Source organism: Clostridium sp. JNZ J1-5, assembly GCF_053901425.1.
In genome coordinates this window covers 1,552,522-1,565,577 of sequence record NZ_CM132773.1, presented here as the reverse complement: position 1 = coordinate 1,565,577, position 13,056 = coordinate 1,552,522, and the positions used below count along the sequence as shown (strand labels likewise).

General features: G+C 30.0%; 12 protein-coding genes and 1 riboswitch. Of the genes, 8 read left to right on the top strand and 4 right to left on the bottom strand.

The window, feature by feature from the left end; all coding sequences use genetic code 11:
- Window positions 1-28: 28 nt before the first annotated feature.
- Entirely contained in the window at window positions 29-523 is a 495-nt protein-coding gene (locus tag ACWW38_RS07420; protein ID WP_456260145.1) for a dihydrofolate reductase, read from the bottom strand.
- Window positions 524-755: 232 nt separating this feature from the next.
- Between ACWW38_RS07420 and ACWW38_RS07415 the strand changes: the two genes are divergently transcribed.
- The 4 genes from ACWW38_RS07415 to ACWW38_RS07400 all read left to right on the top strand — a co-directional run bounded on the left by ACWW38_RS07415 (window position 756) and on the right by ACWW38_RS07400 (window position 5,444).
- A complete protein-coding gene (locus tag ACWW38_RS07415; protein WP_456260144.1) occupies window positions 756-1,325 on the top strand; it encodes a GNAT family N-acetyltransferase in 570 nt (189 codons plus the stop codon).
- Window positions 1,326-1,437: 112 nt separating this feature from the next.
- A riboswitch (SAM riboswitch) is annotated at window positions 1,438-1,550 on the top strand.
- Window positions 1,551-1,764: 214 nt separating this feature from the next.
- The gene (locus tag ACWW38_RS07410) at window positions 1,765-3,048 is read left to right on the top strand and encodes an O-acetylhomoserine aminocarboxypropyltransferase/cysteine synthase family protein (protein WP_456260143.1); all 1,284 of its coding nucleotides are present in this window, start codon (window positions 1,765-1,767) and stop codon (window positions 3,046-3,048) included.
- Between the two features lie 104 nt (window positions 3,049-3,152).
- A complete protein-coding gene (metA, locus tag ACWW38_RS07405) occupies window positions 3,153-4,070 on the top strand; it encodes a homoserine O-acetyltransferase MetA (protein ID WP_456260142.1) in 918 nt (305 codons plus the stop codon).
- A gap of 249 nt (window positions 4,071-4,319) precedes the next feature.
- The gene (locus ACWW38_RS07400) at window positions 4,320-5,444 is read left to right on the top strand and encodes an Ig-like domain-containing protein (RefSeq protein ID WP_456260141.1); all 1,125 of its coding nucleotides are present in this window, start codon (window positions 4,320-4,322) and stop codon (window positions 5,442-5,444) included.
- A gap of 170 nt (window positions 5,445-5,614) precedes the next feature.
- On the opposite strand, the gene ACWW38_RS07395 is transcribed toward ACWW38_RS07400, so the two are convergent.
- On the bottom strand, window positions 5,615-6,490 hold the full coding sequence (locus ACWW38_RS07395) for a YitT family protein (protein WP_456260140.1): 876 nt from the start codon (window positions 6,488-6,490) through the stop codon (window positions 5,615-5,617).
- Between the two features lie 149 nt (window positions 6,491-6,639).
- Here ACWW38_RS07395 and ACWW38_RS07390 point away from each other — a divergent pair, with 149 nt between their 5' ends.
- The 4 genes from ACWW38_RS07390 (at window position 6,640) to ACWW38_RS07375 (ending at window position 10,955) form a co-directional block, all read left to right on the top strand.
- Window positions 6,640-8,007, top strand: coding sequence for a hypothetical protein (locus ACWW38_RS07390; protein WP_456260139.1), 1,368 nt, complete (start codon window positions 6,640-6,642; stop codon window positions 8,005-8,007).
- Between the two features lie 69 nt (window positions 8,008-8,076).
- The gene (locus tag ACWW38_RS07385) at window positions 8,077-8,568 is read left to right on the top strand and encodes a DsrE/DsrF/DrsH-like family protein (protein ID WP_456260138.1); all 492 of its coding nucleotides are present in this window, start codon (window positions 8,077-8,079) and stop codon (window positions 8,566-8,568) included.
- A gap of 216 nt (window positions 8,569-8,784) precedes the next feature.
- The gene (locus ACWW38_RS07380) at window positions 8,785-10,524 is read left to right on the top strand and encodes a methyl-accepting chemotaxis protein (protein WP_456260137.1); all 1,740 of its coding nucleotides are present in this window, start codon (window positions 8,785-8,787) and stop codon (window positions 10,522-10,524) included.
- A 137-nt stretch (window positions 10,525-10,661) separates the two neighbouring features.
- On the top strand, window positions 10,662-10,955 hold the full coding sequence (locus ACWW38_RS07375; RefSeq protein ID WP_456260136.1) for a hypothetical protein: 294 nt from the start codon (window positions 10,662-10,664) through the stop codon (window positions 10,953-10,955).
- Between the two features lie 79 nt (window positions 10,956-11,034).
- Here ACWW38_RS07375 and ACWW38_RS07370 read toward each other — a convergent pair whose 3' ends face one another.
- Window positions 11,035-12,255, bottom strand: a complete 1,221-nt coding sequence (locus ACWW38_RS07370) for an MFS transporter (RefSeq protein WP_456260135.1) — start codon at window positions 12,253-12,255, stop codon at window positions 11,035-11,037.
- Window positions 12,248-12,982 carry a glycerophosphodiester phosphodiesterase gene (locus tag ACWW38_RS07365; RefSeq protein ID WP_456260134.1) on the bottom strand — a complete coding sequence of 245 codons (735 nt, stop codon included), beginning with the start codon at window positions 12,980-12,982 and terminating at the stop codon, window positions 12,248-12,250. Before ACWW38_RS07365 ends, ACWW38_RS07370 begins: the two co-directional genes overlap by 8 nt.
- Window positions 12,983-13,056 lie beyond the last annotated feature (74 nt).

The following is a 13,056-nucleotide window of genomic DNA, read 5'->3' as shown; positions in this document are numbered from 1 at the left end:
GGTATTTACATCATAAAGTATATAAGCTTTATATTTTTTCAAGAGTTAAGTAAGTGTGGTTAAATTTATTATTTTCATCTACAGTTCCTTTATGCATTTCGGTTATTTTCCAATCATTTTTATTATATCCAGGGAAAAAAGTATCTCCTTGAAAGTCATGATGTATTATGGTAAGATATATCTTCTTTGCATATGGCATCAATTCAGAAAAAATTTCTCCTCCTCCTATTACAAAGTATTCTTCTTTACTGTGAATAAGTGGATTTATTTCATCAACACTGTGGATAACTTTCACATTTATATTTTCCATATTATAATCTCTATTTCCAGTTAACACTATATGCTTTCTTCCAGGAAGTACACTTGGAAGGGCCTCAAAAGTTTTTCTACCCATAATCATTGTTTTAGTTTTAGATAGAGTTATCTCTTTAAAATGTTTTAAATCTTCAGGAATTTTCCAAGGAAGATTATTATCTTTACCAATTACATTATTTTGAGATACTGCAACTACAAAACTCAGCATATTTTTCACCTCTTTTATTAGTACTAAAATTATAACATTGAATTAATATCTGTAATATATAAGTTAAATATTTATCAAATTTATTATGAAATTTTTTAATAATTCATGTATATATGGTATAATTTTTATATAGAACAAATGTAAAGTTGAATTTAGTTGTACTTTATAAGCTTAGGTAAAATGTCTAAAGTTGTTATATATCAAATTGAAAGCAACTGCAAGGAGAATAATTATGATTAAAGGGAAAAAAGTTATAATTAGACAGCTAGAACTAGGAGATGAAGAATATTTTCACAAATGGTGGAATGATGAGCTGATGATGGAGCATTCAGGAAATGCTTTTGGAACTTTACAAAGCAAAGATAGTATAAGAAAATGTATTGTAGATCAAATTGAAGATTGTTCTATGTTTCCTGAAAGCAAAAGATTCATTATACTAAGAAAAGATGATTTAGTTCCTATTGGTGAAATCAATTATATGAACTGGGATGCAAGAAACCAAAAGGCTGAAATAGGTATAAAAATATGTTATATAAAAGAGCAAGAAAAAGGATATGGCTATGATGCACTATATTATTTTATTGATTTTCTATTCAAATTTTTAAATTTAAATAAAATAGAATTAACTACTATGATAGATAATATAAAAGCTCAAGGACTGTACAAAAGATTAGGTTTTAAAGAAGTAGGTATAATTAGAGAAGCTTATTTTGACAGCAGGATTGGTATATTTTCTAGTGTAGTATTTATGGACTTATTGAAAAGTGATTGGAAAGAAATAAAATCAAGCTCAATAATATAAAACACAAAACACGTAGGCAAGTACTTACGTGTTTTTATATAAATTGTAAAAAACTTCTTGACACACAATGAAATCATGTGTAAAATTAATTTTAAAATTGAATAAAAGATTAATCTTATCAAGAGTGGTTGAGGGACTGGCCCGATGAAACCCGGCAACAGCTAGTTTAAAGCTTTAAACTAGAAATGTGCTAATTCCTGCAGGAAATATCCTGAAAGATAAGAAGGGAGTAGGCTATTTAAATTAATAGTCTAATGCATAAGTAATTATAACCGCTTCTTATCGAGAGATTGAAGCGGTTTTTTTTATGCAAAATAGTATAACGCGTTAAACTAACACTAATGAACATGTAGGGGGCTACATGGAAAGTTTTAAATGAATGTAAAAATCAGCATTCATTTAAAACAGAGCATAAATTATGTAAAAGGGGGCAATTTTTATGAGTAAAAATTGGAAAAAGGGGACTATATGTATACAAGGAGGATATACGCCAAAAGCAGGAGAGACAAGAGTATTACCAATTTATCAAAGCACAACTTATAAATATGAGGATCCAGACCAAGTAGCAGCATTATTCGATTTAGAGGCAGAGGGGCATATGTATTCTAGAATCAGTAATCCTACTGTAGCTGCCTTTGAAGAAAAAGTTAGTGCTCTTGAAGGGGGCGTTGGAGCTGTCGCTGTATCAGCAGGTCAAACAGCTACTGCTTTAGCTATATTAAACATTTGTAAAACAGGAGATCATGTAGTTGCTGCATCTACACTTTATGGCGGAACTTTTAGTCTGCTTTCAACAACCTTAAAGAAATTTGGAATAGATGTAACTTTTGTAAATCCAGATTCAGATGAAGAAGAAATATTAAAGTGCTTTAAAGAAAATACAAGAGCTATTTTTGGTGAGACCATAGGGAATCCAGGATTAAATATTTTGGATTTTGAAAAGTTTTCATCAGTCGCAAAGAAAAAGCAAGTGCCTTTTATTGTAGATAATACAATAGCAACTCCATATCTTTGCAACCCGCTAAAACTTGGAGCTAATATAGTTGTTCATTCTACAACAAAATATATTGACGGTCATGCTACCAGTATAGGTGGAATCATTGTAGATGGTGGAAATTTCAATTGGGACAATGGAAAATATCTAGAGCTTATAGAACCAGATCCAAGTTACCATGGAGTTAAATATGTTGAGAAGTTTGGAAATGCAGCATATATAGTGAAAGTTCGTGTTCAGCTTTTAAGAGACCTAGGAACTTGCACAAGTCCTTTTAATGCCTTTTTATTTAATCTGGGACTTGAAACACTACATTTAAGAATGGAAAGACATAGTGAAAATGCTTTTAAGTTAGCTAAATACCTAGAGAAACATGAAAAAGTAAGCTGGGTAAGCTATCCTCTCCTTGAAAGCCATACTACCTATCCTCTAGCTAAAAAATATTTGCCTAAAGGGGCTAGCGGTATATTAACTTTTGGAATAAATGGAGGAATTGAAGCAGGTAAGAAATTCATTAGAAATCTAGAATTAGCTGCTTTAGTAGTTCATTTAGGAGATGCAAGAACATCAGTAATTCATCCTGCTAGTACAACACATAGACAATTGAATGAAGAGCAGCAGGTAGCATCAGGAGTTACACCAGACTTAATTAGGGTTTCTGTAGGAATCGAAGATATTGAAGATATTATAGCTGATTTTCAACAGTCTTTAGAGAATTTAGGGAACTAATCCGATGACTACCCGCTCTAATACTCTCATGGGAGTAAAAACTCCCTCCGAAGCAAAGAACTCTGTTAATATAAGTATTATAATAAGATAAGGAGAAAGAAAGTATGCCAATTATAATACCCAAAAATCTTCCTGCAGCAAAAATTCTTGGGGATGAAAATGTATTTGTGATGTATGAAGATAGAGCATTACATCAAGATATCAGACCTTTAAAAATAGTTATACTGAATTTAATGCCAACCAAAATTCAAACAGAAACTCAAATTTTAAGATTACTTGGGAATACTCCTCTTCAAGTGGAGATTAAATTACTTCATATTGAAGAGCACAAATCAAAAAATACATCTGAGGAGCATTTAGAAAGCTTCTATAATAGCTTTAAAGATATAAAAGATGAAAAGTTTGATGGCATGATAATAACTGGTGCGCCAATTGAGCATTTAGATTTTAAAGAGGTCGATTACTGGAATGAACTAAAAGAAATTATGGATTTTTCAGCTTCTAATGTAACTTCTACACTTCATATATGCTGGGGAGCGCAGGCAGGACTCTATCACCATTTTGGGATTCCTAAATATCATCTCTCTAAAAAGATGTTTGGTGTTTTTAAACACACTATAACAAATAGTGGAGTGAAACTTTTAAGAGGTTTCGATAATGAATTTTATGTACCTCACTCCCGCTATACAGAGGTATTGAAAAATGATATTGAAAAGGTTGAAAAACTTGAAATTTTGTCAGAATCAGAAGAGGCAGGAGTGTATATAGTAGCTTCTAAAGATGGAAAACAGATATTTATTACAGGCCATTCAGAATATGATGATATAACCTTAAAATCTGAATATCTTAGAGATATTTCAAAGGGATTGAATATAGAGATACCTAAAAACTATTTTATAGGTGATGATCCTAAAAAAGAGCCTATTGTAAGATGGAGAGCTCACGCTAATTTAATATTCTCCAACTGGCTTAATTATTATGTTTATCAAGAGACGCCTTATGATCCAAACATAAGAACCTAAATAGTTAAGAAGATATAATCACAGAAATAAAGAGTGCAATAGTGAGAAGTTAGTTCCACTATGCACTTTTTTTTATAATTATAAATTAAACCTTTATTTAGAATGTTGTAAATGCTGATAATAAAGGGGTTAATAGCAATTAAAGTATGTTTTAACTGTTTATACATAAATTTATACATTTTAAGTATAAAAATTTATTGTGTAGATTACGATAATTATACAAGGTGGTAAAAAATAAGGAGGGATAAAATGAATAAAAAACTAAAGACATTAGTGGCTACATTTGTCATATCAGCATTTATTATTCCAGTAAGTTATGTAAATGCTAAACCCTATGACAATGTAAAAGATGTTAACACTAAAAAGGTTGACTTAAAGGACAAGAACAACAAGGAAAAGGACAAAAATACTAAACAATTAGAGAACATGCTAAAGGTAATTACAAAAAGATTAGACTCAATTGAAAAGGAAACATCTAAAATTAATGATAAAATCAGTAGTTATTTTAGTACTGGAGAATCAAATTCTGAAGACACAGATGGTGAAAGTCAAGTAGAGAATCCACAGGAAAATAAAGACATAACTGAAAGTACTGAGCCAAGTGAAAGTGGACAAGCAACTTTAGAAGGAACTGAAGCTACAGAAGCTACAGTAGAAACCACTCAACAAGATGGTACAACAAATAATGAAACAGTAGAAGCATCAGAGGATACAACTAAGACAGAAGAAACAGAAAAAATAGAAGAAACAACTGAAGCAACTGAAGATGCAGAAGAAGCAGAAGATGCAACAGACGAAGAAGAACAAAAGGAAATTGATGAAATAGAAGAAGATTTTAAAGATGAGGATAATTCACGTTACAATAGTTTTTATGGAAAATTAAATGCTGAGCTTAATAAGCTTAATAGTGTAGTTAATAAACTAAATTCTTTAGGAAATAAGTATGGTAAAGATAATACAGAATTAAAAAAGGCTTATGATAGAGTAAATGAAATAAAAGAAAAAATTAATACTATTATAGGAGAATTAGATGCAAAACAAAAGGAAGTTGTAAGCTCTGTAAGAAATGATAAAAACAAAAAAGTATTAGAAACAAAAAAAGATATTAGTGTAAATAAAACTTGGGCTATCACATTTACTAAAGAGTTAGATCCAACTACTGTTAATGGTGAAAATGTTGTAGTTTCTGATGGACAAGGTAATGTAGTGGCAGTTGATATAAGCTATAATACAGAGAAAAAACAAATAGTTATTGAGTGTAAAGAAGGATTTAAATCTGGTACTACTTATTATTTAAACCTTTCAACTAACTTAAAATCTGTACAAGGAAATAACTTAAGTGAACCTATAGAAATGGGATTTACTATAAAATAATTTATCCTGTAAACATTGGATTGGGATAAATTAAGCGACATAAATATTTATTTAATATTGATTTATAATCCGTAACAATAGTTGCGGATTATTTTTATCCTTCCATTTAATTATAAAATAATGACTACTTTCAGCTTATTAATAAATGAAAGTAGTCATTATTTTATTTATTATGCTGGGTTTACAAATCCTTTTCCTTGTACCTCAGATGTATCAGTTATGGATATAAAAGAATTAGGATCAATTTCTCTAATAAGTTGTTTTAGCCTTGGAAGCTGCCCTGGAGATACTACACAGTATATTATATTTATTTGTTCTTTAGTATAAGCGCCTTCACCGTAAAGTATTGTAATTCCTCTATTCAATTTATTCATTATAGCCCTAGATACTTCATCTTCTTTTTTAGTTACAATTATAAGCATTTTTTGCCTACTAAAGCCTTTAAGTACCATATCCATGAAATGGGAAGAGGCATACATAACAATGAGAGTATATAAACCAACTTGGATTCCAAAAAATACAGAGCCCACAGCTACTATAATAAAATTAAGTGCAAAACTTGCCATGCCTATATCCATATTATATTTTCGTTTAGCAATTACACTAATTATATCTATTCCACCAGTAGAACCTTGATTAGAGAAAACTATACCAAGACCCAATCCACCTATGACTCCACCATATATGCAATATAATAACCTGTTTACATCAAGTGCAGGAGATAGAATTTTTGATAAAGGTGAGGTTATCATAAGACCTAATGAAAGTGCTAAAGTTCCTATTCCAGTAAATAAAGTGAATTTCTTATCTATTTTTAAAATACTTAATATAAAAAGAGGAATATTGAGTATTAGAACCAATAATCCCACTGGGATATTAAATAAATAATGGATTATAAGACTAATTCCAGATAAACCACCGTTTAATAATTTACTGGGGATTATAAATAGATTAACTGCAGCAGCATTTATAAGACTACCTAAAATTATCATTATAGTTTTTTTGGTGAATTCAGTTTTTGACATATTTAAAAAATCTATATTCATTTTTAACCTCCTGATAAAAGCTTAAAATTATTATACCCACAAATATAGTATTAAACAAAAATTCATATTATATCTAATCTGAATAATGTAGAAGATTATAGAGAAGATAATTAATAAGATTAAATACATGAAATGGGCAGGAGGAAAAGATGGTTCAATTGACATTAGCACACTATATATATGTGTTAATTATTATTGCCATAATAATTACTATAGTTTTAAAAAAAGACATTACTCTAATTTCAATTTTAGGAGTAGGTATAATAGGTTTTGTAAACAGTCTAAATCCTTTAAGAACATTAATAGTAATATATAGAGCAATAACAGTTTCGGGAAAAGAATTTATCGACATAATACTTATAATCTCATTAGTAAATGCTATGTCAAAAGCTTTAAGTGATATAGGAGCAGACCAGATTATGATAGCTCCAATTAAGAAGTTAATGGTAAATAAGGTGGTGGCATTTTTTATACTTGGCATTACAACTACTATTACTTCTTGGTTTTTTTGGCCAACACCAGCAGTAGTGTTTATAGGTGCAATTATGGTTCCAGCTGCTATAAAAGTTGGTATTCCAAGAATGTGGGTGGCTGTTATCTTATGTTTATTTGGAAAAGGAGCAGCTTTATCAAGTGATTTTATAATACAAGGTTCTCCTGCTATTACTGCCAGGGCAGCAGGAATAGAAAATACTCTTGATGTTGTAAAGGCCAGTATACCCTTTTGGAGTACTATGAGTATTTTCAGCATTGGTACTGCTTTTATATTAATGCATTATGATAAAAATGAAGATATTGCAGAAGGAAAAGTAGATAAAATAGAAAATCAAATTAGTAAATATACACCTGGGTCAAAGCTAATTTCAACATTAGTTCCACTATTTTTTTTAATAGATGTAGCACTTTTAGTTACATTCAATCTAAAAGGGGATGAAGCCACAGCCTTGATAGGAGGTACTTCTGTAATAATATTAATTATTACAACTATTAAGAGGTGTCATCTTTCTAAAGCTTCTGGGATTATTACAATGTATATAAAAAATGGATTCATGTCTGGAATGAAAGTATTTGCTCCAATAATCGTAATAGGGGCTTTCTTCTTTTTAGGTAGTGAAGATACTGCAAAACAAATCTTAGGACCTAATGCCACTGGATTTTTAACTGACATTGGAATTTATATATCTACTAAGATTAAATTATCAAAATTTACGGTGGTTGCAATGCAGGGAGCTATTAGTGCTATGTTAGGGATAAGTGGATCTGGATTTGGAGGACTTCCTTTAGTAGGTACGCTGGCAAGAGCTTTTCATACTTCAATTAACGTAAACCTAGAGAAAATAGCTGCCTTTGGCCAGGTTATTACAATATGGATAGGTGGTGGAACTATTATACCTTGGAGCGTAGTTCCTGTAGCTGCCATTTGTGAAGTTAATCCATTTGAACTTGCCAAAAAGAATTTAATTCCAGTTATAGTTGGATTAATCGCTACACTTATTATGGGTTTGATATTAATCTAGATTGGAATAATTATTATAATTTTACCCACACTAAAACTATAGCAATGTAAGATGTAGGAGGAAACAGACTTGGATAATGAGATAAGCAATAAAAAGTTAAATATTCTTCTTTTCAGCGGAGAATATGATAAAGCCTTAGCAGCACTAACAATAGCTAATGCAGCTAGAGAAATCGGAGTAGAAGTGACAATGTTTTGTGCATTTTGGGGATTATTTTTATTGAGAGATCCAGATAAGATGACACTGGAAGATAAAACGGCTTATGAAAAAATGTTTAATATGATGACGCCAAAGGGACCTGATGAATTACCACTATCAAAGATGAATATAGCTGGAATAGGGAAGGCAATGTTAGAGGAAATGATGGAAGATGTAGAAGCACCACGTTTAATAGATTTTTTAAAAGGAGCAAGAAAAAAAGGCGTTAAGTTTTATGGCTGTAAAATGTCTGTAGAGGTTATGGGATTTAAAAAAGAAGAGTTCATTCCGGAGCTTGAAATTATAACTGCTACGGATTATCTAAAGGATGCACTTCAATCTGATATGCAGTTATTTGTGTAAATAAAATATAAGGTTAAATGGACACTTAAAATCCATTTAACCTTTTTGATTAATAAGTATATAAAGTGATGCAGTACATAGAAAAGTGAATATAGTAGCCTATATAGTTTACCGGAACTGTTTATAGTTGGACATATAAATGGTATAATTTTCGGGTAGGTAAAATTGTAATTGGCTATAGATTTAAACATTTTGACTATAAGGGAGGCTTAAGCTATGAAGGATAATAAGGGCATAGGAATTAGATTATATATGTTAGTAGGTATTACCGTATTACTTACATTGGGAGTTGGACTTTTCTCATGGATTTCTCTTAGTAATATTAGTAAGAAATATGATAATAGATTAAGCAATACTGTTAATTTTATTTATTTAGTTGATGATGCAAGAAAAATTCAAGTGGATTTTAAGAAACAGGTTCAAGAATGGAAAAATACACTGTTAAGAGGAAATGATCCAGAATCTTTTAAAAAATATTATACTGAATTTTCAAAAGGAAATGAAAATGTACAGGCAGAATTAGCCAATCTTAAAGAAGACCTAATAAAAAGTAATATGGACACTTCTTTAATTGAAAAATTAATAATTTCCCACAAAGAGTTGTATGATAAATATACAAAGGCAATCAAAAGCTACGATCCTAATAATATTGGAAGTTATAAAGTAGTAGATACATTAGTTAAAGGTATTGATAGAGCTCCGACAGACCAAATAGATTTATTAGTAAATCAAATACAGGATAAATCAAAACTAGAAACAGAAAGTATGTTAAATCAATCTAAAATAGATTTACATAACTTTAGAAAAACTCTAATTTGTATAATGATTATTAGCATTTTGGTGATTTTATTTCTTACATTTATGGTTCTATCAACATATAAAGATATTACAAAGTTTATTGAACAATTTAAGAGATTAATGAAAAGAGCAGAAAGTGGAGACCTCACTGTAAAAGGGGAAGTATATAAAAAGGACGAGTTAGGGCAATTGACTGAGCAATTCAATAGTTTTATTGAAAAAATTAGAGGATCAATCTCTCATGCAAAACATACAAGCATAACAGTAGCTTCATCATCTGATCAGATAATGAAATCTTCAGAAGAGGTTAGCAATGCTTCTGAGCAAGTTACTGAAAATATTTCAAACATGGCTGCAGGAGCTGAAGAGCAAGCAGAATTGGCACGAAAAGGTAGTGATCTTGTAAGTAATGTTGCAAAAGGACTAAATGAAATAACAGAAGATACAATATATATAAGACAACTTGCTAATGAGGCAGTAGAAACCGTAAATGATGGGGTTATTAATCTTAAATATCAAAGTGACAAAATGCTAAATAGTAAAGAAACATCTTATAGGGTTGCCAAGGTTATTTCAGAGTTATCTAAAAAGTCTATTGAAATCGGACAAGTTGTAGAATTTATAAATGGAAGTACAAAGCAAGTTAATCTTCTAGCACTTAATGCATCAATAGAAGCATCTAGAGCAGGAGAAGCGGGTAGAGGATTTTCAGTAGTGGCTAATGAAATAAAAAAATTAGCAGAACTCTCAAAGCAATCAACAGATCAAATCGGTAATTTAATAAAGGATGTTCAAGTTAATATAGAGAAAGCTGTTACTGAGATGAATGATGCACAAAATTCCATAAGTGATCAAGCTTCCTCTCTCAAATTAACAGAAGAATCCTTTAAAACAATAGAAAATTCTGTTTCTAAAGTAACAACTAAGATTAATGAAGTTTTCAATAAGGTTGAAGCCGTTAATAAAGATACAGCATCAGTAGAGAACTCTATAAAAAATACTGTAAGTATAATAGAAGAAAATGCTTCAAGTGCAGAAGATGTTGTATCTGCTACAGAAGAGCAGACTGCAGCTATACAACAAATAGCTTCTTCAATTACATACCTTTCAGAACTATCAAAAAATCTTGAAGATACAATAGAAAAGTTTACAGTTTAAAATCTTTAATGAAAGGAGATAATGTAGAAAAAAATTAATTTTAATAAAATTATAATTAATAGAGGAATTTCAATTATTTTATGTAATTAATATATTAGGATAAGTAAGCCTTAATCAGATTGGGAGGAATTGTGATAATGGATAAAAAAGGAGTAACAATAGAATTACAGGAATTAATGAATGTTGGAAAGGCAGATATGGCAAACCAAGTTGTAAATCATATAATGAACAATTTAGTTGGCTACTTAGAAGAAACTTATGGACAGCCTGACAATGTTCCAAAAGAAGTTAGGCAAGTTGTTTCAGTAATAAACGGAGCAGTTGAAAGTGTTAAAAAAGTTTGTGATGAAATGGTTACTGATAAATTTAAAGGGAATTTCTCTTTAGAAGGAATCAAAGTAGATATACCAGAAGAAAACTTAGTTGATTAAGATAGAATACAAAATTATAAAATAATAAAAAGTGCTTAAAACATTAAGTTTTAAGCACTTTTTATTATTTTAGTTATTTTTAAATATGATTTTTAAAATTCAGATTAGCCTTATTGTCTAGCTTTACAAATATAATAAATATAAATGATAACAAATAAAAGCCAGCACCATATAAAAACATGTATTTATAACCTAAAAGGTCTATAGTTCTTCCAAGAAGAGGGGGAGATACTATAGCTGCAAGGGCAGAAAACATATAATAGAAACCAGTATAAGTTCCTATTTCACCTCTAGGGGCCATATCTACTACAAAAGGATAAGAGTTTATATTTATAAAAGACCAAAACATTCCGCATATAATAAATATAATTCTAATAATAAATATATCTCTAATAAAAGCTAAAACTGTAAAGCAAATTATAAGTCCTAAAATTCCAATAGATATTGCACGTTTTTTACCTAGTTTTGTTCCAATTATTCCAGCAGGTATTGCAAATATTAAAAATGATACAGACATGAATGTGAAGGAAAAAACAGCACTTGGTACAGAAATATTAAGAAATTTTTCTCCATACAGTGTAAAAAAAGCTTCTATACCTTGATAGCCTATAAACCAGCTGCATATTGCACAAAGGAGAAATAAAGTGTTTTTTTGAGTTTTTACTAAAGATCTCAGATTAGTCATTAAACTGTTTTTAGCCTTTAAATTTATTTCGTAATTTAACACATCTCTTTTTTCTTTTATAAATAGTATCAATATTAGTAGAGAAATTAGCATGAGAGATGCTGCCATGTAGAATGGATAGGCTTGATTTTTAGACCATAATTTTGAACCTACAAAATATGCTAAGATGGCACCTATTCCACCCATAAGATTAATGACACTATTTGCCTTACTTCTATGTTCAGGATATGTTAGGTCAGGCATTAGAGCTATAACTGGTGCTCTAAATATGCTCATAGATAAATTAGCAAATACAAGAAAGAATATGAGAGTAAAAAGATTCGTATAACTAGGAATCAAAAATAAAAACAAAGCAGCTAGAGGCGTGCCAATCATTATGAAAGGCATCCTTTTCCCGAACTTGGTATTTATATTGTCGCTTAGATTTCCTACAGTAGGTTGAATAAAAAGAGCAAAATAATTATCTATGGTCATTATAAAACCAATTAAGGTAGCGCTGCTTAGATAATTACTTAACATTTTAGGCATAAATGAGTTATATATGGACCAAGTCAAACTTATAGAGAAAAATCCAAAACCAAGTAAGAAAGTTTTCTTATAGTTTTGCTTATTCATTTTTGCCCTCCAAAATTTTACTTAATCTATCTGGATAATTTGTTATTATTCCGGTAACACCATAATCTACAAAAAGTTTCAAAAATTTTTCATCGTCTATTGTATATGGATTTATGAGTATTTTTGATTTTTTTATGTCCTTAATAATTTTAGGATTATTCACTGCATGAAAATATGGGTGCAAGGCTTCTGCACCTACGCTTTTAGCATATCTTTCTGGATGATACAGACCAGCTACATATAAAAGTCCTATTTTTATTTTTTTAGAGATTTTCTTTGACTTTACTAAAGAGTAGTGATTAAAACTTGATAATATAACATTATCCTGCATTTTATAGTCATATATTGTGTTAATAATTTTTTCTTCTATATTTGGATATTGAACAATATTACTCTTTATTTCCAAATCTAACATTAAGTTTTTTACCTTTGCCAGTTCCATAAGTTCTTTGAGAGTAGGTATTTTAAGTCCTTTAAATTCTGAAGAAAATTTTGCGCCAGCATCTAGTTTAGAGAGTTCACTATAAGTGTAATCTTTTACTAGACCATTGCCGTCTGTAGTTCTATTAACCAGTTCGTCATGAATAAGTACTAATTCACCATCACTAGTCATTTGTATATCAGTTTCTATGCCTGTAGCACCTAATTCTAAAGCTTTTTCAAAAGCAAGCATAGTATTCTCAGGATAGTATCCACTAGCACCCATATGAGCATAATTTATTATCATTACATCCATCTCCTATTTATAGTTTTACAATGCGTTTCTTAAAATATAGCCAATATATTAATTATATAGAATTG

Bases quoted from the DNA above. Each gene is read 5' to 3' on its own strand.
- ACWW38_RS07420 (WP_456260145.1), bottom strand. From the start codon at position 523: ATGCTGAGTTTTGTAGTTGCAGTATCTCAAAATAATGTAATTGGTAAA.
- ACWW38_RS07380 (WP_456260137.1), top strand. From the start codon at position 8,785: ATGAAGGATAATAAGGGCATAGGAATTAGATTATATATGTTAGTAGGT.
- ACWW38_RS07375 (WP_456260136.1), top strand. From the start codon at position 10,662: ATGGATAAAAAAGGAGTAACAATAGAATTACAGGAATTAATGAATGTT.
- ACWW38_RS07390 (WP_456260139.1), top strand. From the start codon at position 6,640: ATGGTTCAATTGACATTAGCACACTATATATATGTGTTAATTATTATT.
- ACWW38_RS07365 (WP_456260134.1), bottom strand. From the start codon at position 12,982: ATGATAATAAATTATGCTCATATGGGTGCTAGTGGATACTATCCTGAG.
- ACWW38_RS07395 (WP_456260140.1), bottom strand. From the start codon at position 6,490: ATGAATATAGATTTTTTAAATATGTCAAAAACTGAATTCACCAAAAAA.
- ACWW38_RS07410 (WP_456260143.1), top strand. From the start codon at position 1,765: ATGAGTAAAAATTGGAAAAAGGGGACTATATGTATACAAGGAGGATAT.
- ACWW38_RS07400 (WP_456260141.1), top strand. From the start codon at position 4,320: ATGAATAAAAAACTAAAGACATTAGTGGCTACATTTGTCATATCAGCA.
- metA (WP_456260142.1), top strand. From the start codon at position 3,153: ATGCCAATTATAATACCCAAAAATCTTCCTGCAGCAAAAATTCTTGGG.
- ACWW38_RS07415 (WP_456260144.1), top strand. From the start codon at position 756: ATGATTAAAGGGAAAAAAGTTATAATTAGACAGCTAGAACTAGGAGAT.
- ACWW38_RS07370 (WP_456260135.1), bottom strand. From the start codon at position 12,255: ATGAATAAGCAAAACTATAAGAAAACTTTCTTACTTGGTTTTGGATTT.